This is a genomic window from Sporosarcina trichiuri (assembly GCF_030406775.1).
Lineage (GTDB): Bacteria > Bacillota > Bacilli > Bacillales_A > Planococcaceae > Sporosarcina > Sporosarcina trichiuri.
Genome location: NZ_CP129119.1, coordinates 681,800 through 705,913 on the forward strand (window position 1 = coordinate 681,800; position 24,114 = coordinate 705,913).

The 24,114-nt window shown below is 55.1% G+C and carries 19 protein-coding genes and 1 pseudogene; 9 read left to right on the forward strand and 11 right to left on the reverse strand.

Annotated elements, in window-relative coordinates; genetic code table 11:
* The first annotated feature begins 26 nt into the window (after positions 1 to 26).
* Positions 27 to 1,643: a ribosomal protection-like ABC-F family protein gene (abc-f, locus tag QWT68_RS03730; RefSeq protein WP_290149640.1), complete on the forward strand. Its 1,617-nt coding sequence runs from the start codon at positions 27 to 29 to the stop codon at positions 1,641 to 1,643.
* Positions 1,644 to 1,689: 46 nt separating this feature from the next.
* Here abc-f and QWT68_RS03735 read toward each other — a convergent pair whose 3' ends face one another.
* On the reverse strand, positions 1,690 to 2,490 hold the full coding sequence (locus tag QWT68_RS03735; protein ID WP_290149642.1) for a DUF4309 domain-containing protein: 801 nt from the start codon (positions 2,488 to 2,490) through the stop codon (positions 1,690 to 1,692).
* Between the two features lie 160 nt (positions 2,491 to 2,650).
* Complete coding sequence (locus QWT68_RS03740; RefSeq protein WP_290149643.1) at positions 2,651 to 2,953, reverse strand: hypothetical protein; 303 nt, start codon at positions 2,951 to 2,953, stop codon at positions 2,651 to 2,653.
* A gap of 262 nt (positions 2,954 to 3,215) precedes the next feature.
* On the opposite strand from QWT68_RS03740, the gene QWT68_RS03745 reads away from it, so the two are divergent.
* The gene (locus tag QWT68_RS03745; RefSeq protein WP_040287195.1) at positions 3,216 to 3,491 is read left to right on the forward strand and encodes a YqhV family protein; all 276 of its coding nucleotides are present in this window, start codon (positions 3,216 to 3,218) and stop codon (positions 3,489 to 3,491) included.
* Positions 3,492 to 3,553: 62 nt separating this feature from the next.
* Here QWT68_RS03745 and QWT68_RS03750 read toward each other — a convergent pair whose 3' ends face one another.
* The 5 genes from QWT68_RS03750 to QWT68_RS03770 all read right to left on the reverse strand — a co-directional run bounded on the left by QWT68_RS03750 (position 3,554) and on the right by QWT68_RS03770 (position 8,306).
* Positions 3,554 to 4,792 (reverse strand): MFS transporter, encoded by a 1,239-nt coding sequence (locus QWT68_RS03750; RefSeq protein WP_348539789.1) that lies wholly within the window; start codon positions 4,790 to 4,792, stop codon positions 3,554 to 3,556.
* A 118-nt stretch (positions 4,793 to 4,910) separates the two neighbouring features.
* A complete protein-coding gene (locus tag QWT68_RS03755; RefSeq protein WP_040286301.1) occupies positions 4,911 to 5,543 on the reverse strand; it encodes a LysE family transporter in 633 nt (210 codons plus the stop codon).
* Between the two features lie 130 nt (positions 5,544 to 5,673).
* Positions 5,674 to 6,726, reverse strand: coding sequence for a M42 family metallopeptidase (locus QWT68_RS03760; RefSeq protein WP_290149648.1), 1,053 nt, complete (start codon positions 6,724 to 6,726; stop codon positions 5,674 to 5,676).
* A gap of 525 nt (positions 6,727 to 7,251) precedes the next feature.
* Positions 7,252 to 7,944, reverse strand: a complete 693-nt coding sequence (locus QWT68_RS03765; protein WP_040286303.1) for an LrgB family protein — start codon at positions 7,942 to 7,944, stop codon at positions 7,252 to 7,254.
* Positions 7,935 to 8,306 (reverse strand): CidA/LrgA family holin-like protein, encoded by a 372-nt coding sequence (locus QWT68_RS03770; RefSeq protein WP_052461740.1) that lies wholly within the window; start codon positions 8,304 to 8,306, stop codon positions 7,935 to 7,937. The genes QWT68_RS03765 and QWT68_RS03770 overlap by 10 nt, the downstream gene beginning before the upstream one ends.
* 358 nt (positions 8,307 to 8,664) lie before the next feature.
* Here QWT68_RS03770 and QWT68_RS03775 point away from each other — a divergent pair, with 358 nt between their 5' ends.
* Positions 8,665 to 10,788, forward strand: coding sequence for an ATP-dependent Clp protease ATP-binding subunit (locus QWT68_RS03775; RefSeq protein ID WP_290149651.1), 2,124 nt, complete (start codon positions 8,665 to 8,667; stop codon positions 10,786 to 10,788).
* Between the two features lie 60 nt (positions 10,789 to 10,848).
* Here the strand turns inward: QWT68_RS03775 and QWT68_RS03780 are convergent, their stop codons facing one another.
* Positions 10,849 to 12,219 (reverse strand): MDR family MFS transporter, encoded by a 1,371-nt coding sequence (locus tag QWT68_RS03780; protein WP_290149653.1) that lies wholly within the window; start codon positions 12,217 to 12,219, stop codon positions 10,849 to 10,851.
* 182 nt (positions 12,220 to 12,401) lie between these two features.
* On the opposite strand from QWT68_RS03780, the gene QWT68_RS03785 reads away from it, so the two are divergent.
* Both QWT68_RS03785 and thrS read left to right on the forward strand, forming a co-directional pair.
* On the forward strand, positions 12,402 to 13,325 hold the full coding sequence (locus QWT68_RS03785) for a DMT family transporter (protein WP_290149655.1): 924 nt from the start codon (positions 12,402 to 12,404) through the stop codon (positions 13,323 to 13,325).
* Positions 13,326 to 13,990: 665 nt separating this feature from the next.
* Positions 13,991 to 15,196 (forward strand): threonine--tRNA ligase, encoded by a 1,206-nt coding sequence (gene thrS / locus QWT68_RS03790; protein ID WP_431312214.1) that lies wholly within the window; start codon positions 13,991 to 13,993, stop codon positions 15,194 to 15,196.
* 47 nt (positions 15,197 to 15,243) lie between these two features.
* Here thrS and QWT68_RS03795 read toward each other — a convergent pair whose 3' ends face one another.
* Entirely contained in the window at positions 15,244 to 17,307 is a 2,064-nt protein-coding gene (locus QWT68_RS03795) for a S9 family peptidase (RefSeq protein WP_290149659.1), read from the reverse strand.
* Positions 17,308 to 18,365: 1,058 nt separating this feature from the next.
* Here QWT68_RS03795 and QWT68_RS03800 point away from each other — a divergent pair.
* Positions 18,366 to 19,223, forward strand: a complete 858-nt coding sequence (locus tag QWT68_RS03800) for a nuclease-related domain-containing protein (protein ID WP_290149662.1) — start codon at positions 18,366 to 18,368, stop codon at positions 19,221 to 19,223.
* Between the two features lie 38 nt (positions 19,224 to 19,261).
* Here QWT68_RS03800 and QWT68_RS03805 read toward each other — a convergent pair.
* Positions 19,262 to 20,356 (reverse strand): annotated as a pseudogene (locus tag QWT68_RS03805) (short-chain fatty acid transporter); the annotation flags it as partial.
* Between the two features lie 435 nt (positions 20,357 to 20,791).
* Between QWT68_RS03805 and QWT68_RS03810 the strand changes: the two are divergent.
* On the forward strand, positions 20,792 to 21,226 hold the full coding sequence (locus QWT68_RS03810) for a DUF1284 domain-containing protein (protein WP_040286307.1): 435 nt from the start codon (positions 20,792 to 20,794) through the stop codon (positions 21,224 to 21,226).
* A 176-nt stretch (positions 21,227 to 21,402) separates the two neighbouring features.
* Here the strand turns inward: QWT68_RS03810 and QWT68_RS03815 are convergent, their stop codons facing one another.
* Entirely contained in the window at positions 21,403 to 21,573 is a 171-nt protein-coding gene (locus QWT68_RS03815) for a hypothetical protein (RefSeq protein WP_179860762.1), read from the reverse strand.
* 129 nt (positions 21,574 to 21,702) lie between these two features.
* On the opposite strand from QWT68_RS03815, the gene QWT68_RS03820 reads away from it, so the two are divergent.
* Together QWT68_RS03820 and QWT68_RS03825 are read left to right on the forward strand one after the other, a co-directional pair.
* Complete coding sequence (locus QWT68_RS03820; protein ID WP_290149669.1) at positions 21,703 to 22,620, forward strand: SDR family oxidoreductase; 918 nt, start codon at positions 21,703 to 21,705, stop codon at positions 22,618 to 22,620.
* A gap of 243 nt (positions 22,621 to 22,863) precedes the next feature.
* Complete coding sequence (locus tag QWT68_RS03825; RefSeq protein ID WP_290149672.1) at positions 22,864 to 24,030, forward strand: LL-diaminopimelate aminotransferase; 1,167 nt, start codon at positions 22,864 to 22,866, stop codon at positions 24,028 to 24,030.
* Positions 24,031 to 24,114: the final 84 nt, after the last annotated feature.

Below are 24,114 nucleotides of genomic sequence, written 5' to 3' on the forward strand. Positions count from 1 at the left end.
AGTGCGCTCCTCAGGAGGCACTTACTATGTATATGAAAGCAGAAGGAATCGCCAAATCACTTGGCGGCACAATAATTTTTGAAAACTTGACGATGGATGTGAACGCAGGCGAACACGTGGCACTTGTCGGCCGGAACGGCTGCGGGAAGACGACACTGCTTCGGCTGCTCGCAGGAGAGGACACGCCGGACAGCGGGCGGATCATCCGTGCGAAAGACAGCACGGTCGGCTTTCTGCATCAGATCCCATCGTATCCGGGGCAGACCGTAAAGGAGGTCATGCTGAAAGCCTTCAGTGGATTGCTTGCAGTGGAAAAACGGATGAAGGAACTGGAATCCCGGATGGCTGAAGAGGTGACGGACCGGATTCTCCGTCAGTACGGCGAATTGCAGGAATCCTTCATGGAGCAGGGCGGCTACGAGATGGAGTCGCGCCTGCTGAGCATCGCGAATGGATTGGGGATCACCCGATTTCTTGATCAGCCGTTCGACTCGCTGAGCGGCGGGGAGAAGACGAAAGTGATGCTCGGCCGGATCCTGCTGCAGCAGCCGGACATCCTGCTGCTCGACGAACCGACAAACCATCTGGATCTGTCCGCAATCGAGTGGCTCGAGCAGCACATGCAGCATTTTTCGGGGACGGTCATCCTCGTGTCCCACGACCGGGAATTCATGAACCGGGTTGTCGGAAAAGTGATCGAGCTGGAGGACGGCGAGTGCTGGGTGAGCCATGGCGATTACGATCAGTTCCTGCTGAACCGAGAAGCACGGCTTGCCCAGCAGTTTTCCGCGTACCAGGAGCAGCAGAAAAAAATAAAGAAAATCAAAGAAGCGATCCGCCGGCTGCGGCAGTGGGCGAACGAAGCCTCGCCGCCGAATCCGGACTTGTACCGAAAGGCCAAGTCGATGGAGAAGATGCTCACCCGGATGGAAGTCGTCCGGAAACCGAAGGCCGAAAAGGCGATGCGCCTTCACCTGGACGCCTCAGACCGGAGCGGGAAAGAGGTGATCTCCATGGAGGCACTCAGCCATTCATTCGACGAAGAATCGTACGTCCTCGCTGATTGCTCACTTGCGGTCCATTGGCAGGATCGTCTGGCGATTGTCGGCAACAATGGGTCCGGAAAGTCGACTCTCCTGAAACTGATGCTCGGTGAGCTGGCACCTTCGGAAGGCACCGTGCGGCTCGGTTCAAATGTGAAAGCCGGCTATCTCGCCCAGCAGTTCGGTACGGCCGAAGGGGACCAGCGGCTGATCGAAGCGTTCCGGGAAGATATTGCCATGACGGAAGCCGATGCCCGGCATGTACTTGCACAGTTCCTGTTCTATGGTCACGACGTCTACAAGAAGGTGAAGGACTTGAGCGGCGGGGAGAGGATGCGTCTGCGCCTTGCGCAACTCATGCAGGAAGATCTGAATCTGCTCATCCTCGACGAACCGACGAATCACTTGGATATCGAAAGCCGGGAAGTGCTCGAAGAGACGCTGGCGCAGTTCAGCGGTACGCTAGTTGCCGTCAGCCATGACCGATATTTCCTGCAGAAGCTGTTCACGACGGTCGCCTGGGTGGAGGCAGGGACAGTCACTGTGCACGCCGGCGATTATACATTTGCCCGGCGGAAACAGCTGGCGCTGAGGGGATAGTGAAAAAAGCCTGCGTCCGGAAAAAGTCCCGGTCCGCAGGCGTTTGTCATTTGAGAAGAAGGTTGACATGATCGGTCGTGTCTTTGTCGTTCAGGATGAACTGCATCTTGTAGCTACCAAGGTCATACGTATAGTTGACCTGCTTCGTCTTCGGCAGACTACGCTCTTCGTCAGGCTGGCCGAGCTGTTTGACAAGGTCCTCGCTAGTGATACCTCCGAGGTTCGTCTGACGCTCGACGTTCGTGCCGAGATAGCGGGCTTCGACCAGGACTCCGTTTTTATCGTATCGGAGATCATACGATGCACGTCCCATTGAACCGGTGTAACGGTCGAACGTATCCTGACGTTCCGGCTGACCGATTTCGTTGTAGACATCGGTCTGGGTCGTCTTACCGACGCAGAACGTATCGGTCAGCGCATAGACTTTGCCTTTTTTACCGTCTGCGACAAGATCGTTCAGTGTATCGATCGCCATCTGTTTCTGTTCATCTGCGACAGACGGATCGTCAGAACTGTCCTCGTTCTGATCCGATGCTTCTGAGCCGTTTCCGTCCGTTGAATCTGACGTGCCATGGCCTGAGAATGAGGACCCGTCACTGGCTGGCGTGTCGTCCTCTGAGGCAGCCGGATCATCCGATGTACTGCCGCTGTCCGATGATTCGCCGCGGTCGGCAGTCGTGTCTTCATCTCCCATGCTGTCCGTGCTGTCTGGGGAAGTATCCGGGTCTGCTGCAGGTTGTTCTGCTGCCGGGTTGTCGCCGTCCGCTGGTTCCCCGTTGTCCGGGCCGGAGCATGCGGCCAGTGTGCCTGTCAGCAGCACTGCTGCGAAAGTCAGTCGTCTGTTCATGAAGCAGGTCCCCTTTATTGTAATGGTCTGGTGTTTGTTTTCCCTTTAGAAGTTGAACTACACTGGTTTCTCTGTAAAAAATCCGGGACACCCAATAACTTGGGGTCCCGGATTTGCTGCCATATATAGGGCTTGACGGCCTTCGAGAGTGTTCCGCCGCTCACTTGCTTCCCGGCATCTTAGCGATTTCATCGGCCACGGCAAATGCAAGGTCATCATTTCCGAACAACTGCAGCACATCCAGCATCGTGTCGTTGTCGATGGGCAGTTCCTCCATCCCTTCGTCCGAATCGATCGCCTCCTGCAGCGCAGCGTTCCTGCGCTGATCCGGGTAGGCGGTCCGGTAGACGTGCTGCGGATCCAGGTTGTGGTTCACACACCACTGGACGAACAGGCGGATCATGAGCGTTTCATCCTCTTTGTATTTCTGGATGATCTGTTCGGTGCGTTCATTAGGTTTCATGAGCGAAACCTCCTTTGCACAGTTTCCTTCCAGTATAGCGGAAACGGGCATGGCCTGTCGCCGGGAAGGAGATATCGGACAGATGGAGCGGTGTATCGGACACATGGCAGGAAGTATCGGACATTTCGTACGGGGTATCGGACAGTTGGCGTGTGGTATCTGACACTTCACTGAATGTATCGGCATCCGGACACAATTCAAGATGCACACCGACTATTCGGGAGCCTGTCTGCATACAGTGGAGTACAAACTTATCGGGGATGTGGTTGCTGTTATTGAACGGGCGCTGCTGCTCATGGTGCTGCTGCGTGTGCTATCGGGAAGTATCGAGATCACGGCTGCGGCTTTGATGTACAAGTTCAATGATTTGGAGAAAGCGTTTTACATTAACAGTATGCTGGCGCTGGTCGGTCCGGTGATTCTTGTTACGACGACGGGGCTTGCGCTGAGCGGACTGACAGAAAAGATTTCGCTGACGCGGATCATCTGCCTGTTTGCCGGAGTCATCCTGATCGTCTACAGCCTGAAGGCGAAATGAGCCGCCTCCACTGCTTTCTCTACATAGGAATAGGACCCGGCAATCCGCCTGGGTCCTGTTTGTCATGCCTTGGCTTCCGCTGCAGGCTCCTCCTCTTCATCTGTCCGGACGAACTTCCAGACGACGAACAGCAGGATGGCACCAAGAATGCCGGCGGTGATATAGCCGGTGTTCAGCATGTTCTTCATGATGAGCGACATGACGGGCGGCCCGGCCGCGACGCCGATGAAGCGCGCAGAACTATAGAAGGACGAGACCGTTCCCCGCAGCGACTTGTCGATGTTGTGCGTGATCATGGCGTCAAGCGCCGGCAGCATGGCACCGATCGCGATACCGACCAGGCTTGTCACGATGAGCAGTAAAATCAGTTTTTTGCTGACGAATCCGACGAACACAACACTCACCGACATAAGGATGAGACAGGCGATGATCAGCCGTTTCATCGTTTTCAGGCTGCCTTTGATCCATTTGCCGGAAGCGAACGATGCGATGCACAGCAGCAGCAGCGGAATCGCCAGGACAAATCCCTTCTTGATGCCTTTGATGTCATGCACCTTCTCGAGGTTCTCAGACAGGAAAAACAGCATGCTGAACAGGATCAGCATGACGAGGACGCCGTTCAGGAAGACGGTATACAGCCAGCGGCCCTCCGCTTTGAACACCTTTTTCGTGCTGCGGAGGAATTCCTTGAACTTCACAGGTTCGTCTTTTTCCCTCGGCACTTTGACGCAGAAGAAGATCAGGACAAGCGATAGTAGGCTGAGTGCGGAAATGGAGAAGAACGGCAGGAACCATAGGAATGCTGCGAACACGGATCCGAGAATCGGACTCAGCACTTTGCCGAATGTATTGGATGTCTCGATGATGCCGAGACTCGAGCTGGTCTTCTCTTCGTCGTCCTGGTACAGATCGCCGACGAGCGGCAGGACGATCGGCATGGCGCCCGCTGCGCCTATCCCTTGGAGGATTCGTCCGATGATGATGACGGTGAACGGGCTATCCATTTTCCAAGAGGCGAATCCGGCGACCAGTCCGCCGATGAGAGCTAGGATCAGACTGGGCACAATGACCATCTTCCGCCCGAACCGGTCCGAGAGATACCCTGCAATCGGAATCAGAAAAATAGCAGCGACCGAATAGCTCGTGATGATCATGCTCGACTGGAATGAGGTGATCCCCACTTTGTCCTCCAGGATCGGCAGGACAGGGATGAGCATCGAATTCCCAAGCGTCATGACGAGCGGAATGGAAGCGAGACTGATGATGCACCAGACGCTTACCTCGTTAGTTGTTTTGTTCATGCCGCACCTCGATGTGTAATTTCTCTTGATGGAGGTATGGTTTCCTAACGATTGTAAATTATGCGCCGGGACGTCTTGGTTGTATGTATTCTGCAGAATTCAGCTGGAATTCCGTCATTCATCCCAGAAAAAGGGCACGGAACGCCTGGAATCCGAAGTAAAGACCAAAGCCGATCATAGAGAACGACGACACGATGGATACGTATACCAGCAGCTTGGAAGACAGCAGGCGGCGGGCACCGTTCGATAAAAACGACATGAGGAAATCGACGAGCATGATTCCGACAAGGATGGCGAAACTGTTCAGGATGATCTGCATGCCTGTCGAAATACCGGCCGTTTTCGCAAGCATGGAGCCGTAGATGCCGAGCCAGAATAGGATCGTCAGCGGATTGAGCAGTGACATGAAAAATCCGGCAATGATGGATTTCCGCAGGCGGGTCCGTTTGCCGACCTTGACGTCCAGGGCCGTCTTGCGCAGAGAAAACAGGTTTTCAGTGCCGGTATACAGCAGGACGAAGCAGCCGAACGACCATAGGATGATCTGCAGCAGCGGGGAATCGATGAATTTTCCGATGCCGAAATAGACCATCCCCATGTACAGGATATCCGTGGCCAGCGAACCGAGGCTGAAAAACCAGGCATGGAAAAATCCGTTCTTGATGCCCGTGTTGAGCAGCACGGTTTTCACCGGGCCGATCGGTGCGGCAAGTGAGACGCCGAGAAAGACATACAGCAGAATGGAATTCATCAGGGGGTTCCTCCGTAACTTGGGTGGTACTGCTGATTTTATTCATCAGCAGCGGAGGATAGGACTGGCACGCGGTGATTTCTTCGCAAAATTAAAAGACAGCCGGCAGAACCGGCTGTCTTCAAGCGTATTATTGCTGCATTTCCGATTGGACATAGTGGTACAGCAGCTGCAGCGTGCATCTCAGGGAGTCTTCGTGCGTGCGCTCGAACGCATGTGACGAATCGATGCCCGGTCCGATCAGGCCGTGGATGATATCATGGCCGGCTTTGATGGCGGCCGATGCATCCGAGCCATAATACGGATAGATGTCGAGCTGATACGGGATGTCATGCTGCTTCGCGAGCTGGGTGAGTGCCTGACGCAGGCCGAGGTGGTACGGGCCGCTCGCATCTTTGACGCAGATGGACACCGTGAACTCGTCGGTCGACTGCCCGTCGCCCATGGCGCCCATGTCGACCGCCAAGTACTCGACGGTTTCCGGCGGGATGTTCGAATTGCCGCCGTAGCCGATCTCCTCGTTGTTGGAAATGAGGAAGTGGGTCGTGTACGGCAGTTTAATCTTTTCATCACGGAGCTGCTCGATCAGCTGCAGCAGGATTGCGACACTCGCCTTGTCGTCAAGATGACGGGATTTGATGAATCCGTTATCACACAGTTCGACCCGCGGATCGAGTGAGACGAAATCGCCGACTTCGATGCCGAGTGTGCGGACGTCCTCTGCAGTTTTCGCGTGTGCATCGATGCGCACTTCCATATTGACCTGGTTGCGTTCCGCTGAGCCGGCATTCTTGTAGACGTGGACGGATGTCTGGTGCATCAGGATCGTGCCAGTGAATGTCTTGCCGGACGACGTGTGGATCGTGCAGTATTCGCCTTCGATCGAGTTGAAGTGGTAGCCGCCGATCAGGTCGAGACGAAGCCGGCCGTTGCTTTTCACTTCCTTTACCATCGCACCGAGTGTGTCGACGTGCGCCGTCAGCATCCGGTGCTGTGACGTGTCTTCGCCGGGCAGTGTCACGATAAGACCGCCTTTCCGGTTGCGCTGCATCTCGGCGCCGCTGTCGTTCAGATAGTCCTCGACGAATGAAATGACTTGGTCGGTGTAACCGGACGGACTCGGAATCGACACGAGCTGCCGGATCAGTTCCTTCGTTTTTGCAGTGTCAGGTGTATAGGTCATCATGAATTCCTCCTTGGATCTGTCTTCTCTCAGTCTATCGCGTTCACGGAATTCACACAACTTCGATTTGCGAAGTTTATGGATGGAGGGTGCACAGGGCGGGCGTGCAGGTTTTTGTGCAATCAAAGCAGCTTAATTGCACGAAGGAGCTTGGCGCGGGAGTCTTCGTGCAAATAAGGGTGTCTTAATTGCACGAAGGAGCTGGGCTCGGGAGTCTTCATGCAAAAAAGGGCAGTTTAATTGCACGAAGGAGCTGGGCGCAGGAGTCTTCGTGCAAATAAGGGCGTCTTAATTGCACGAAGGAGCTGGACGCGGGAGTCTTCGTGCAAAAAAGAGCGGTTTAATTGAGCGAAGGAGTCGGAAGCCCAGGTCATCATGAAATTAAACATGTACTAACAGACACTCGATCCAAAAATCTGCTGCACCATGAAAATAAGGACGTCTGACAAGACAGTCCGTCAGAATACAAGCAGCGAATCGCAGATAGATGCGCTCCAACTGCGACTCACCCGCGCAATCACGACATTACATATAGAACAGCCAGGCGACGACCGGGCCGAGCAGCGAGCCGAGGATCGCGGACAGCGTCATGGCGACGGAGCTGAGCGACGCTTCCTGTTCGCCGTATTCGATCGCCTTCGATGTACCGATCGCATGTGTCGCGGCGCCGAGGCCGATCCCCCGGCCGAGCGGCGAGTCGAGACCCAGTGCGCGCAGCAGCCAGCTGCTGATCAGGACGCCGGAGATGCCGGCGATGATGACGAAGACGGCGGCGAGCGCCGGAACACCGCCAACCTGCCCGGCGATCTGCATGGCAATCGGTGTCGTGATCGATTTGGGCAGGAGGGACAGGACGAGCTCCTTTGGGAAACCGGCGAGTTTCGCGAACAATACACCTGTCACCATGCCTGTCCCGCTGCCAGCGAGGACGCCGGCCGCAATCGGGAACCAGTGCCGTTTCAGCAGGCCGCGCTGCTTGTACAGCGGAACCGCCAAAGATACGACCGCCGGACCGAGCAGCTTGTCGATCCATTGGCCGCCGATCATATACGTTTCATATGGGATATCGAAAGCGGTCAGCACAATGATCAGGACTCCGGTCGTCGTGATGATCGGCACGAGGAACGGCTTATGGAATTTCACATACACGACATCCATGGCGAAATAGACAACCACCGTCAGCAGGACGAATCCAAGTGTGAGCGCGATCAGCTGCATTCCGATTCCCCCTTCCGCCGGGACGCAGCGATACTCGCAAAACTTGCCGCGGCCATCGTGCAGACCGTGCTGAGGATAGTCACCGGGATGAGCAGGCTGCCTCTGCCGGAGAAGAAATGACCGTAGTTCATGACAGCTATGGTTGCCGGGATGAAGAAGATCGGCAGCACGGACAGCAGCGTATGGGCGCCGGATTCTATCCAACGCAGTTTCAGAATGCCGGTCGACAGTCCGAGCAGGACGAGCAGCAGGCCGACGATACTGCCGGACAGCGGGAGATGCAGGAACTCCTGCAGCCAGCTGCCGAGCAGGTAAAACAGATAGAGGGCTGCAATCTGGAGCAGCCGGATGAATATGGACAATTGCAGAACCCTTTCCGGATAGAAACCGATTAAATTGAAGTACCCTTCATTATAAAAACAGCGGTGCCGCGAACGCAAAAGACATTTTATTCTGCAAAAGCATCTTGTTTGAAAGTCAGAGAAGGTCAGAGTATACTGTAGTTAAAGGTGAAAGATGGTCAGGCAAAATGGCTTCATCACCTTGCATCAAGGCTGCCGATCAAATGTGCGGTCTCTGACAATGTTCAAACCGCTTGAAAGTGATGAGCACTTCCCTTGAAAGTCAAAGAAGGTCAGAGTATAATTAAGTTAAAGGTCAAAGATAATCAAAGTCGATGGACAATACCTATATATTCAACACGACAGGAGGAACCATTATATGAAATGCCAGCAATGCGGACAAAACCAAGCCACTATGAGTCTCAGACTGCAAGTGAACCAGCAGGCGATGCAGATGAATCTTTGCCAGTCCTGCTTCCGGCAGCTGAAAGGGCAGATGGCTGCAGGCAGCATGCCGTCGTTCTCAGCGAATACCGGCGGCTTCTTCCAGGAAAATGGAGGCAAGCAGTCCTATACGCAAGTACGGGAGCCTGAACAGCAGCAGCCCGGACTGCTCGATGAACTCGCGCACAACTTATCGGATGATGCCCGGAACGGCAAGATCGACCCGGTCATCGGACGCGATCAGGAACTGAAGCGTGTCATCGAAACATTGAACCGGCGCAATAAGAACAACCCGGTCCTCATCGGGGAACCGGGCGTCGGGAAGACAGCGATCGCTGAAGGTCTTGCACGCAAGATCCATGAAGGCGACGTGCCGGCTAAACTATTGAACAAACAAGTATATGTGCTCGATGTTGCGTCACTCGTGAGCAACACCGGTATCCGCGGCCAGTTCGAGGAACGCATGAAGGAACTGATCGCCGAGCTGGAATCGCGTGATGACGTCCTGCTGTTCGTGGATGAAATCCACTTGCTCGTCGGAGCGGGCACAGCGGAAGGATCGAAAATGGATGCCGGCAACATCCTGAAACCGGCGCTCGCCCGCGGCACGATGCAGCTGATCGGTGCGACGACGCTGAAAGAGTACCGCCAGATCGAGAAGGACGCAGCACTGGAACGGCGCTTCCAGCCGATCATCGTCAAGGAACCGTCTGCGGAAGACACCGTGAAGATCCTCAACGGCATCAAAGACCGCTATGAAGGATTCCACGAAGTGAGCTATCCGGAAGATGCTGTCAAAGCATTCGTCACGTTATCCGAACGCTATATCCAAGACCGGTACTTGCCTGACAAAGCGATCGATCTGATGGACGAAGTCGGTGCCCGTCTGAATCTTGCCCATGAAGCGGGAGATGCGGACGCACTTCGGACACGTCTTGAGGAAACTGTTCGCCTGAAAGAGCAGGCTGCAGAACAGGAAGATTACGAAAAAGCGGCCGAGTTGCGCACGGAGGAAATGAGCCTGCGGCAGAAACTCGACGCAGCACAAGAGCAGGGCGGCACGAGTGCCACAGTTGTGACGGTCGCGGACATCGAACGGATCGTCGAAGAGAAGACCGGTATTCCGGTTACGAAACTGCAGGCAGCCGAGCAGGCGAAGATGAAAGGCCTTGCCGCAAACCTGAGCCGGCAGGTCATCGGTCAGGACGAAGCGGTCGATAAAATCGCGAAAGCCATCCGCCGCAGCCGCGCCGGATTGAAGTCGAAAGACCGTCCGATCGGCTCGTTCCTGTTCGTCGGACCGACCGGTGTCGGGAAAACGGAAATCACGAAAGTGCTGGCGGCCGAATTGTTCGGTACACGGGATGCCTTCATCCGCCTCGATATGAGTGAGTATATGGAGAAACACGCCGTGTCGAAACTGATCGGTTCGCCTCCTGGATACGTCGGTCATGAGGAAGCGGGTCAGCTGACGGAACAGATCCGCCGCAATCCGTACAGCATCGTCCTGTTGGATGAAATCGAGAAAGCCCATCCCGATGTGCAGAACATGTTCCTGCAGATCATGGAGGACGGCCGCCTGACCGATTCACACGGACGTACTGTCAGCTTCAAAGATACGGTCATCATCATGACGAGCAACGCAGGCACCGGTATAGCGAAGAAAGCAAGCGTCGGATTCAATAAGACTGAACATGAGTCGGTCGCGATGCTCGATATGCTTGGCGACTACTTCAAACCCGAGTTCCTGAACCGGTTCGATGCGATCGTTTCGTTCAGCGAACTGTCGGAAGAGAACCTGCTCGCAATCACCGACCTCATGCTCGCCGATCTGCAGGATGCAATCGAGGAGCACAGCATCGACATCACGATTACGGACGAAGCGAAACGTGCACTCGTCTCACTCGGCTATGACAAACGGTTCGGCGCACGTCCGCTCCGCCGTGTCATCCAGGATAAAATCGAAGACCCATTGACGGATCTTCTGCTGGAAGAAGACGACGTGGCAGCGGTGACAGTCGGTGTCGAGAACGAAGAGATCACTGTGACAAAAGCATAACACGAAGGAACGGCAAAAGGCCGGGGAGCAGCAGCCCCCGGCCTTTTCGCATGTCCGGATTCATTCGCGGGAGAACGTTTCAGGCTCTTTCAGCAGCAGGGATGTGACAGCGAATGCGCAGACGGCAAGCACTGCCACCAGGATGAAGACACTGTGCAGACTGTGCTGCAGGACCGGTCCGTTCAGCTGGTCCGTCAGCAGCAGGCCGGACACGGAAATCCCGATGACCTGACCGAGACTTTTCATCAGATTATGTGAACCCATTGCAGCACCGCGCAGATTCCAGCCGACCGACGACTGCACGGCGACCGTGAAGGCGGTGAACGTCAGACCGCAGCCGAAGCCGGTGATCGCTGTGACACACATGATGAGCGGCATCGGCGTCTGCTCAGTAAACAGTGTGAAGCCGGTGCAGGCGATGAAGATCACGCCGATCCCTGTCAGGGTGATGTGCGAGATCGGCCGTTTTTCCATCAGGCGGCCAGAAAGCATCGACGCGAGCGGCCAGGTGATCGACATCGGCAGCATTGTGACTCCGGATAATGTCGCGTTCAGGCCGGTCACCCCCTGCACCCACAGCGGGATATAGAATGTGACCGTCACGAGGATGAACCCGAGAAGGAAACCAGCGCTGTTCGAGATGGCGATGAACTTGTTCTTGAACAGCGACAGCGGCAGCATCGGTTCACGGCCTCTTTTCTGAATCCAGAGGAAGAGGGCGAACCCCGCGATTGCAGCCGCAAACAAGCCGATCATGACCGGGGATGCACTCCGTGTCTCCTTCAGGCGATTCAGCGCGAACAGGAACGATGTCATCGTGACGGCGAATGCCAGGATCCCGGCGTAATCGATGGTGCGTTTCTTCTTTTCGACCGACTCATGCAGCGAAGTCCACAGCAAGATGAGCGCCAGGATTCCGAACGGCAGATTCAGATAGAAGATCCAATGCCACGTGATCCGGTCGACGATGAATCCGCCGGCGAGCGGGCCGACAATGCCTGAAATTCCCCATACACTGCTCATGAGCCCCTGCATCCGTGCGCGCATTTTGAAGTCGAAGACGTCTCCGATGATCGTATACGGGATTGTCGACAGCGCACCGGCTCCGATGCCTTGGATGACACGGAACAAGATGAGCTGCTCCATCGAAGAGGAAAGCCCCGACAGTGCCGATCCGGACAGGAAGATGATTGTTCCGATCATGAACATCGGTTTCCTGCCGAACAGGTCGGCGAGCTTGCCGAACACCGGCGTCGCGATGACGAGTGCGAGCAGATAGACCGAAATGACCCATGTATACAGATGGCTGCCGCCCAGGTCTTCCACGATTGTCGGCATGGCCGTGCTGACGATCGTACCTTCGATCGCAGTGAGGAACGTTGCGATCAGCAGCGCCGCGACGACTGATTTCTGTTTTGTTTTCTTTTCCATAGGGTTCCTCCGGTTTTCGTATATCTACTTCCTGGATGGATGTGCAGGTAGACGACTAGAATGGTTGTTGCAAGTTTCTGAGCTCTTCAACGGATTCTATTATATACTAGCATCAGAGGCGCTGCATACAGACTATGCGGCTGCGCGTATCGAAATTGCATGGCCGGGAAGGGGGAGTCCAATTGAACGGACAGCCGGGCTGGAAAGTATATGGAATGACGATGGCAGGAGCGGCATGCTGGGGGCTGATCGGGCTGTTCATCGCCCCGCTGTATGAGCGTGGGTTCTCTCCGTGGGATGTCGCTGCCATCCGGGCAATCTTGAGCTTTCTGTTTTTATTCGTTTTCATGATTATTTTTTCCCGGAATCAGCTGAGGACCCGCTTGAAGGATCAGCTCCTTTTCGCATGTGCCGGGGTGTTCAGTCTGGCGCTGTTCAATTACTTCTATTTCGAAGTGTTCTCGCAATCCAGCCTGTCCCTGGCGGTGACGCTGCTGTACACGGGGCCGCTGTTCGTGACGGTGCTGTCGCGGATCTTCTTCAACGAACCGCTGACGCTCCGGAAAGGGCTTGCGCTTGCGGCTGCTATCGTCGGATGTGCATTCGTCGTCGGCCTGCTGCCCTCGGGGACCCTCGGCATCTCGGGGAGCACGCTGCTGCTCGGCATCCTGTCCGGATTCTGCTATGCGCTGTACAGCATCTTCACGAAGCCTGTGACAAAGCGTTATTCCGCACTGACCGTGACAACGTACACATTCTTCTACATGAGTGTGTTCATGCTGCTGACGAGCCGGCTGTTCAGCCGTCCGGACCGGTTCCTGCACAGTGACGTCTGGATATCGGCTATCCTGCTCGCCCTCGTTTCGACAGCTGCCGCCTATGTCCTGTACACGGGCGGGCTGAAGCATCTGGAAGCAGGGAAAGCGGCAATCCTCGCGACGATCGAGCCGATTGTCGCCGTGCTGGTGGGCGTCCTCTTCCTCGGTGACCGGCTGACTCTCTGGCAGGCGGGCGGTATTGCACTCATTTTGTATTCGGCTGTACTCGTGGCAGGGCGTCTGAGGAAACGGAAAGCGACTACGGTAGATGAAAAAGTAATATTATGACCGAATAATTCTAAGATTGCCGGTTGTGTCGGATCCCTGATGAATTAATTTCAAGTAACGGGTTGACAAGTTTTAACGTACACTCTATAATCCAGTATCAACACGTCACATCGAATAGCATGGCCAGGAGAAGGACATGGATCCCGCCTGCAATCCGCTGCCAGAGAACAGGACCATCGGCTGGAAGTCCTGTAGCGGAACGGCTGGATCTACCACCTTTGAGCTGACAGGAGGAACTGCCCGCGGGCATGCAATCCTGTCCGGGAGACCGTTATCAGAAGAAGCGCATGCCGATTTCGGTGTGCGGAACATTGGGTGGCACCACGACCGCATTCGTCCCTTTTTTGGGGGACGGATGCGGTTTTTTTAGTTGAATACATGAACAGCTCGGAACAGGACATGATCCCGGACCGGAACCTTCGACAGAGAACAGGGCCATCGGCTGAAAGCCCTGGAAGGACCGGACGGCATTACCGCCTGGAAGCTGGCAGGGGGGCCCGTGCCGCGGCATGAAACCCTGTCCGGGAGACCGTTATCGCAATGAAGTGCAGACGCACGTGTTTTCGGCGTCTGCGAAAATCAGGGTGGCACCACGACCGCATTCGTCCCTTTTCAGGGGACGGGTGCGGTTTTTTCATTCCAAAAAAATCAGGAGGCGATTTGTTATGTCGAATCAGCAGGCAGCAGAAAAGAAGAATCACCGTCAGCTCAGTCAGGAATTGGACTTTGTCATGTCATCGGAGGAGGCGCCGGGCATGCCGTTCTATCTGCCGAACGGCATGATTGTCCGGAATGCGCTCGAGTCGTATTGGCGGGACGCGCATCGGAAAGCAGGTTATGAGGAGATCAGGACACCGGTCATGATGAAACAGGAGATGTGGGAGACTTCGGGGCACTGGGACCATTACCACGACAACATGTATTTCTCGGAAGTGGACGGCCAGAACTATGCGCTGAAGCCGATGAACTGTCCCGGTGCCATGCTCATCTTCAACCATAAGCGCCGGAGCTACCGGGAACTGCCGGTCCGCTATGCGGAACTTGGGCTCGTGCACCGGCATGAATTGTCGGGTTCGCTGAACGGACTTCTGCGGGAGCGGGCGTTCACGCAGGATGATGCCCATCTGTTCGTCCGTGAGGACCAGATTGTATCCGAAATCAGCGGAGTGCTCGATCTGATCGATGACATGTACAGCAAGTTCGGATTTTCGTACGAGGTTGAACTGTCGACGCGTCCTGAGGAATTCATGGGAGATCCGGCGTTTTGGGACCGGGCGGAAGACTCGTTGAAAGATGTACTCGGACAGCGGGGGATGGCGTACACACTGAACGAAGGGGACGGCGCGTTCTATGGGCCGAAGATCGATTTCCATATCCTCGACTCCCTCGGCCGCAGCTGGCAGTGCGGCACAGTCCAGCTCGATTTCCAGATGCCGGGCAAGTTCGGCTGCGAGTATATTGGCGAGGATAACGCACCCCACCGGCCGATCATCATCCACCGGGCGATCTTCGGCTCGATCGAACGGTTCCTCGCAATCCTGCTGGAGCATTATGAAGGGGCGTTCCCGTTCTGGATGGCGCCGGAACAGATCCGGATCCTGCCGATTGCAGCGCCTCATTTGGAATACGCGTATGAGCTGAAACGCCGGCTGGTCGAACAGGGATACCGGGCAGATGTCGATGACCGGGACGAGAAATTCGGCTACAAAGTGCGGGAAGCGGCGAAGGGGAAGGTGCCGTTCTCGTTTGTGGTCGGGGACAGGGAAGTGGAAGAAGGGAAAGTGGCGGTCCGTAAACGGCATGAAGGCGATCTCGGGCAGATGCCGTGGGAGGCTGCGCTCGGTCTGCTGGAGGAAGTGTCGGCACAATGAAAAACCAGGCGGAAGAAACGGTGTCTTCCTGCCTGGTCGAATGGATCCTATGATGATTTGACGCTGTCTTTTGCACCGATCTTATCGAACATGAAGGAGTAGAGTGCAGCCGATTCCTTGAGCTGGTTCAGCCGTCCGGATTCCCCGAAGTGGCCGGCGCCCATGTTGGTCTTCATGACGAGAGTGTTGCTGTCGGTTTTCAGATCTCGGAGGCGCGCCACCCACTTGGCCGGTTCGAAATAGCCGACCCGCGGATCGTTCAGCCCGGTCGTGATGTACAGGTGCGGATAGTCTTTCGCTTCCACGTTGTCATACGGGCTGTAGGATTTCATGTAGAAATAGCTGTCCGGTTCGCGCGGGTCGCCCCATTCATCCCATTCGAGGGTCGTCAAGGGGATGGAGGTATCGAGCATGGTCGTGACCACATCGACGAACGGCACTTCCGGAACGATCACTTTGAAGCGGTCGCCGGCCATATTGGCAACGGCACCCGCGAGCAGTCCGCCGGCGCTGCCGCCGCGCGCAGCGAGCTGGTCACGCGTCGAAATCCCTTCATTGAGCAGGTAGTCCGCCGCTGCGATGAAATCCGTGAACGTGTTGCGTTTGTGCTGCATCTTTCCGTTCTCATACCAGTTGCGGCCCATTTCCGATCCGCCGCGCACTTGCGCAACAGCGAAGACAAGACCTATCTCGAGTGCCGGCAGCCGGTACGGGCTGAAGTGCGGATCGCTGTTCGACCCGTAGGAGCCGTATGCATACAGGAGTGTCGGTGCGGGACCATCCGCAAGTGCGTCCTTCTGATGTACAAGGAGCACCGGAATCTTCTCGCCGTCTTCAGCTGTCGCGAACAACTGCTTCTGCACGAACTTGGAAGGATCGTAGCTGCCGCTCACAGGTGCGACTTGGATCACAGTCTTTTCCAAACTCTCCGGATCAATTGCGTACGTCGTTTCCGGTGTCAGGAACGACTCATAGCTCAGCAGGATTTCGTTCGCATCCCGGCTCTGACCGCCGAGAATGCCGACCGTGTAGATGGGCTCATCCCAAGTGAGCGGAGCAAGCTCGCCGTCTTTGACGGACCAGAGCTGCGTCAGGCCGTGCTCACGCCCTGCAACGAGCAGTACATCCTTGAACGGGTAGACCGCCTGCAGGAATTTGTGCTCATCATACGGCACGACGTTCTCCCGGCTGTCCGGATTGTCGATCGGCGCCCGGAGGAGCTGGAAGTTCTGTGCATTTTCATTCGTCATGATCAGCAGGTCACCGTCTGCATCTTCGACATCGTACTCGATGCCTTCACGGCGTCTGTCGACAAGGTTCGGTTCTGCGAGCGGTTCGTCGGCATCGATGAGGCGGATTTCACTCGTCGTCTTCGAGCCGGAATAAACGGTGATGAACCGCTTGCTCAGCGTCTTGCTGATATAGAGTGAGAACGTGTCGTCGGTCTCTTCATAGAGGAGTTTATCGTCCCCTGTGCTGCCAAGCTCGTGCCGCCACAGTTTCGACGGGCGCTGCTGTTCGTCGACCGTCGTGTAGAACAGGTAGTTGCCGGACCGATCCCATTCGAGGCTGCCGTAGATGAACACATCCGGAATGCGGTCCGCCAGCAATTCACCGGTCTCCAGGTTTTTCACGAATACCGTATACCGGTCGGTGCCGTCGCGGTTCTCGAGGTAGGCCAGCAGTTTCTGATCCTCTGTGAGACGCTGAGCGGTGACACTCAGATAATCACTCCCTGCGGCGAGTTCGTTTAGGTCGAGCGTAATCTCCTCGTCCGTGCTGTCGAGCTGACTGCGCATCGCTGCCTGCTTGCGCGCATAGACCGGATACTGCTTATCTTTGTCCTGCCGCGAGTAGTAGAAATACGGACCGCGCTGTACCGGGACATCGACTTCCGTCTCAGGCACCCGGTCCACCATCGCCTGGTAGATCTCCTCGGTTTGCTGCTCGAGCGGTTTCATAACCTCGTCATAATACCGGTTTTCTGCTTCGAGATACTCGATGACTTCAGGATTCTCTTTTTCCTTCAGCCAGTAATAATCATCCTCGCGCACATCGCCATGCAGCTCATGCGGATGCGGGATACGTTTTGCAATTGGTGGTTTCATCATCTGTCAAACTCCTTCCTCACTTTGAAGCTACCTTACTACTTTCGATGAAAGTCTGAAAAGTCCTTTATTTGATATTGTGGGGAAGTTGGAGGCTATTTTTTGCATGAAAGGTGGTTGGTGGGATGACTTCGTGTGCGGAAGGCGCGCTTAATTGCGTGAAGCCTGGGCAAGTCGGTGCCTTCAGTTAGATAAGATGGTTTTAATTGCGTGAAGCCCCGGAAAGTGGGTGCCTTCAGGAAGATAAGGCGGTCTTAATTGCCTGAAGCCCGGGAAAGTGGGTGCCTTCAGGAAGATAAGGCGGTCTTAATTGCCTGAAGCCCGGGGAAGTGGGTGCCTTCAGGAAGATAAGACGGTCTTAATTGCGTGAAGCCCCGGAAAGTGGGTGCCTTCAGGAAGATAAGGAGCTCTTAATTGCATGAAGCTCGGGGAAGTCAGTGCCTTCAGGAAGATAAGGAGCTCTTAATTGCCTGAAGCCCGGGAAAGTGGGTGCCTTCAGGAAGATAAGGCGGTCTTAATTGCGTGAAGGCCGGTTAAATCGGTGCCTTCAGGAAGATAAGGCGGTCTTAATTGCGTGAAGGCCGGTTAAATCGGTGCCTTCAGGAAGATAAGGAGCTCTTAATTGCATGAAGCCTGGTGAAATGGCTGCCTTCAGGCAGATAAGAGGCTCTTAATTGCTTGAAGGCCGGTTAAATCGTTGGCTTCAGGAAGATAAGGTGGTCTTAATTGCACGAAGACCAGAGAAATGGCTGACTTCAGACAGATAAGATGCGCTTAATTGCGTGAAGCGCGGTGACTCAGTTGGCTTCAGGAAGATAAGATGCTTTTAATTGTACGAAGCTCGGGGAAATCGGTGTCATCCAGAAGAAAAGGCATACTTAATTGGCTGAAGGCCGGTTAAATCGGTGTTTTCAAGAAGATAAGGAGTTCTTACAGGCGTAAATGACTTCGTGCAGGTGGTGTGCCTGGCAAACTACTTTTTTACGGATGAACATTTAAAAGAAAAATAGACAAGTACAGGAAATAGTCTACAATGAAGAAAGACGACAGGAGGGGTCTTTATGCGGGAATTTCTGCTTGCTTTCGATGGTTTGGAAAAACAGCCGATTGTTTACGTCATTATATTTTTAGTACTTCTTAGCTTTATTTATCAAGCGAAACGGCCTGCAATCCGAGGGGCATTCGGTGAATGGCTGGTAAACCGGCGCCTCAGGAAGCTTGGGGATGAATACCATATTTTCTCGGATCTCTACATACCGGACGATAATGGCGGTTATACCCAGGTTGACCACCTGATCGTATCGGTTTATGGGATCGTTGTGCTGGAAACAAAAAACTACAGCGGGTGGATATTCGGGTCAGAAACGCAAAAGTATTGGACACAGGTTATCTACAAAAACAAAAATCGGTTTTACAATCCGATCCGTCAAAACTACGGACATATACAGTCATTAAAACATCATTTGAACAAAGTGAATCTGCCGGCAGAGTCGGTCATTGTATTTACAGGTGACGCTGTTCTAAAAATGGAGCAGCCATTTGAGACATCAGAAGTTCTGACTCTTGGCGCACTGAGGAAGTACCTATTGAAAGAACGGCCAAGACTGCTTGCGGAGGATGAGGTCGGGAATATATGCAGGAATTTAAAGTCTCTTGCGTCCCTGGATGCAGCTGAACGGAAGCGTGTGAAAAAGCTGCATTTGCGTGGAGTGAAGCAGAAACAGAAGGAAAGCGTGCTTTCAAAAAGAAAAGTAGGCGAGACCGTGATTCCTGTTGTAGAAGAAAGTCCAGAAGCTCTTTCCCAGGACAGCTGTCCGCGCTGCAATCACCCGCTTATTCTCAGGAAGGGGAAATATGGTGATTTTATTGGCTGCAGTGCATTCCCAAAATGTCGCTATACAATGAATAAACAAGCATAGAAAAACCCGCTTCCATCGCGTATGGAAGCGGGTTTTATTCAGAAGAAATAGAGGCCAAGGCTGACGACAATCCCGCTCAGCACGAGGACGAAGACGCAGTAGCCCATGATGTCCTTGGCGCGCAGGCCGGCAATTGCGAGGGCGGGCAGTGCCCAGAACGGCTGGATCATGTTGGTCCAGGCGTCTCCCCAGGCGACGGCTATTGCGGTCTTCGAATAGCTGACGCCGAGTGATTGGGCCGCGTCCAGCATGATCGGTGCCTGGACTGCCCACTGGCCGCCGCCGGATGGGACGAAGAAATTGACGATGCCCGCTGCATAGAATGTGAAGAGCGGGAACGTCGCGGCGGTGGAAATGTTGACGAATCCCTGGGAGATCACGCCGGCGAGCCCCGAATCGACCATCATGCCCATGATTCCGGCATAGAACGGGAACTGGATGATGATGCCGCCGGCTGTTTTGACCGCATTGGCGACCGCAGCGAGGAACTGCCGCGGCGTCCCGTGGAAGATGATTCCAAGTATGAAGAAAATCAGGTTGACGATGTTCAGATTGAGATCGAACCCGCTGACCGCGAAGTGATGCACGAGATATACGACACCGAGCAGACCGATGAGCATCGACAGGATCCAGCTGTCTTCCAGACGCGAAGCGGGCGTCCGTTCAGCAGGCGGTTCCGCAATGATCTCATCCTCCAGAAGAGCCGGGTCCACAGAAACAGTATCTTCTTTTTTCGGCATCATGAAGCGGTTCAGGATCGGCAGTGTAAGGAAGATCACACCCACGATGATCAGGTTGTACGTCGAGAAAATCGTTTCGGATGTCGGCACAATGCCCATCAGATCCTCATACGGATGATCTTTCGTCGCGATGGACAGCGGGATGGAACCGCCGAGCCCGCCATGCCAGACGATGAAGCCTGAATAGGCGCTCGCGATGAGAAGCCGGTAGTCGACCGTCGTCACTTTCTTCGCGATTTCCTTAGCGAACAAGGCGCCGATCACCAGGCCGAAGCCCCAGTTGATCCAGCAGGCGATCAGTGAAACGACCGTGACCAGGATGATTGAGGATCCTGGCGATTTCGCGAGCCCCGCCAGATTGCTCAGCCCTTTTTTGAACATTTGATTGCCCGAAGCAAGGGGGACTTGGTGTCTTCGTGAAGATAAGGCGGTCTTAATTGCGCGAAGCGGGGGAACACGGTGTCTTCGTGAAGATAAGGCGGTCTTAATTGCGTGAAGCTCAGGGAAGTCGATGCCTTCAGGAAGATAAGACGGTCTTAATTGCGTGAAGCCCGGGGACGTGGGTGCCTTCAGGAAGATAAGACGGTCTTAATTGCGTGAAGCCCAGGGAAGTGGGTGCCTTCAGGAAGATAAGGCGATCTTAATTGCCTGAAGCCGGGGGAAATCGGTGTCTTCAGGAATATAAGGCGGTCTAAACTGCCTGAAGCCGGGGGAAATCGGTGCCTTCAGGAAGATAAGGTCCCCTTAATTGCTAGATGTCCCGGCCATATTGGCCGCCAATCTGCTACACTGATAGAAACCTATCAAAACGCTGAAGAAGGTGATTCAATGATCAAACTGCGCGGCCATCACATTCTCTGCCTGCTCGGCTACCGGGGGATGGGGTACTCGCCGGAATATGTGGCCAATATGACAGCTGTCCATACTACGTTGCGGACAAAACCGGACACGCTCATCCAGGTGATCAAGGGACCGGATCACCTGTGCGCGAAATTTCCTGATGACCAGCCGTATCACTGCGAGGACAAGGGGATTTATTCCCGTGATCAGGATATTGTGAAACGGCTCGGGCTTACACCGAGCGATGTGCTGCCGTGGCGCGAAGTGGAGCGGCGGGTGCGGCTCCAGATCCGGCCATCCGACATTGCTGTCATCTGTGAGACGTGTTCCTGGCGCGGGTATGGCGTCTGTGAACAGGGCGTCGAACGAATTGTCGAGGCGAAGGGACTATTCGACGTGCCGGGTTCATCGGCAGACCGCTGATCCTCCACCCGGCCAATCGGCAGCAGTCCCCGGCTGGATATGCCGGCGGCTGCGGTCAGACACCTTCCTATACAAACAAGAAAGACAGGCTCCTTTAGCGGATGCCTGCCTTTTTGCCGTATTGGCCAACTGGTTTTGTCCGCAGCCATAGTAGCCAGATTCACACCCCGCATGGTCTACAGGACAGGCAAGTACGAGTCATAGACGGGATGTGCATAATAAGGGGGCCGGATTCCGATCTGCGGGACTTCCACTTGTAAAAAACCGGGGCCGTACACGATTACGGATTTCTCCTCGGAATACGGGATGAGCAGACAGCGCACTTTGCGCGAAACGAAGTAGTCCATGGCGGCAGCCACCTCCTGTCATGTGTCCGTATACTGTATTCCCGACCTGTTCGTTGTGTGATGTCTAACCAATCGTTCCCGCGCATACGATAGCCTGATTCCAGGCAGACCAGAAAGGACGATGACGTTATGACACACGGGGAGTCTGAACGTAAGGCGTATCCGCTTCAGAAGAATTACGGGAAGATCACGAAATACGAAGAAGTGGCGGTCACGGTCCCGGAACAGCGGCAGTACCGCCAGCCCGGGCGGGAAGATCTCATGGTGCCGAGGCCGATCATCGAGAATCCGAACTGCACGGGCAGCGGGAAACTAATCGGCAAAACAGCGCTCATCACTGGCGGGGACAGCGGGATGGGTGCCGCGGCAGCCATCTCATTCGCAAAGGAAGGGGCGGACGTTGCGATCGCCTATCTGGATGAACATCAGGACGCCGGACGCACCAGGGACCGTATTGAACAGCTCGGACAGCGCTGTCTCCTGCTGCCGGGGGATCTGCGGGATAAGGAACAATGCCGCCGCATTGTCGACCAGACCATTGAAACATTCGGCGCGCTCGATATACTCTGCAATCATGTCGGTATCCAGTTCCAACAGACGGACCTGACCGATATCAGCGACGAGCAGTTCGATGAAACGTTCAAAGTCAACGTCTATTCGCACTTTTATACGACACGCGCGGCACTGCCGCATCTTCAGGCCGGCAGTTCCATCATCAATACTGCGTCTGTCGTCGCCTTTGAAGGCCATGAAGAACTGATGGACTACACGGCGACGAAAGGGGCGATCGTCGGAATGACACGGGCGCTTGCCAGGAACGTCATCAAAAAGGGGATCCGTGTCAATGCGATCGCCCCCGGCCGCATCTGGACGCCGCTCATCCCGTCGAGTTTTTCGGCGGACCAGGTCGTGCTCGCAGGAAATCCCATGGATCGGCAGGCACAGCCGTTCGAAGTCGCTCCGACCTTCGTCTATCTGGCGTCCGATGATTCCCGGTTCGTCACCGGGCAGGTGCTCCATGTCAACGGCGGCCAAGTGTTTGCCTGACAGAACAAGTTGAACGGAAAAACCGCATGGCCTATCAAACGAACAGACTGCCGGCGCTCCCTCCTTTTCCCTCGTTCCAGAGAGGACAGTGGGTTTTTTGTTGTCCCAATCAGTATTCCACAGCGTACTTGAAAACGGCAGACGTGGAATCCGGCCGAATACCATTACTATTACGGACTGCCTCCTCATACATTGGCTGAAGAACCGGTGATTCATGACTACCAGTAAAAGGAAGGTGGCTGTATGAGGTACGCATCTATCCGGGTGGGACAGATCCCCCCGTATCTATTTGCGGAGATCAATCAGAAAAAAGCGGCGCTGCTCAATAAAGGAGTCGACGTCATCGATTTGGGGATCGGCGACCCGGATCTGCCGACACCGCCGCACATTGTCGGCAGGCTCGCGGACGAACTGCTCAAGCCGGCGAATCTCAAGTATCCGAGTTTCATAGGCTGCCTGGAATTCCGCCAGGCCGTCGCTGATTTCTACAAGCGTCAGTTCGGTGTTGATCTGGACCCCGAAACTGAGGTGCTGGCGCTGATCGGCTCCAAAGAAGGGATCGCCCACCTGGTGCCGGCCCTGATCGACCCGGGCGATACGGTCCTGATTCCCGATCCGAGCTATCCCGTCTACAGGATGGCGACGCTGCTTGCAAACGGCACGCCGTATCCGATGCCGCTGCTGCAGGAAAATAACTTCGAGCCGGATTTCGAGGTGATTCCGCCTGAAGTGCTCAGCGAGGCCAAGCTCATGTTCTTGAACTATCCCGGCAACCCGACCGCCGCTACCGTGGAACCGGATTTTTTTGACAGAGCAGTTGCATTCGCGAAGACGCATCAGATCCCGATCGCGCATGACTCCGCCTACAACATGGTGACATTCGGAGACTACCGGGCACCGAGCATCCTGCAGGCAGCAGACGCCAAGGAAGTTGCGGTGGAATTCGGCTCGTTCTCCAAAACGTACAATATGACCGGGATGCGCATCGGGTATGCCGTCGGAAACAAAAAGATCCTCCGTGCGCTGAGAGTCCTGAAAAGCAACACGGATACAGGACAGTTCACACCGATCCAACTAGCGGCCGCGTTCGCATTGAACAGCGACCAGAGCTGTATCGCCGCCCATAACCGGATCTACGAAGAGCGGATGGCCGCCGTCCTCGAAGGCCTTGCCGCGATCGGAATCAAAGCCGACAAGCCGCGCGGCAGCTTTTTCATCTGGGCCCGTGTGCCGGAAGGCTTCACGTCGGCTGGATTCGTCACGTCCGTTTTGGAGAAAACCGGTGTCATCGTAACACCGGGCAGCGCATTCGGTGAGTCCGGCGAAGGATATTTCCGGATTTCGCTGTCCGTCCCGACCGAGCGGCTGCTGGATGCGATCGAGCGGATAAAAGAACACATCCGGCTGTGACGGCGACCGCCGTCCCGGCCGTTTCCCGCTGACCGATACCCCGATCGGCTGGCGAAGGGCCAAACGGACAGTGCGGCAGAAAAG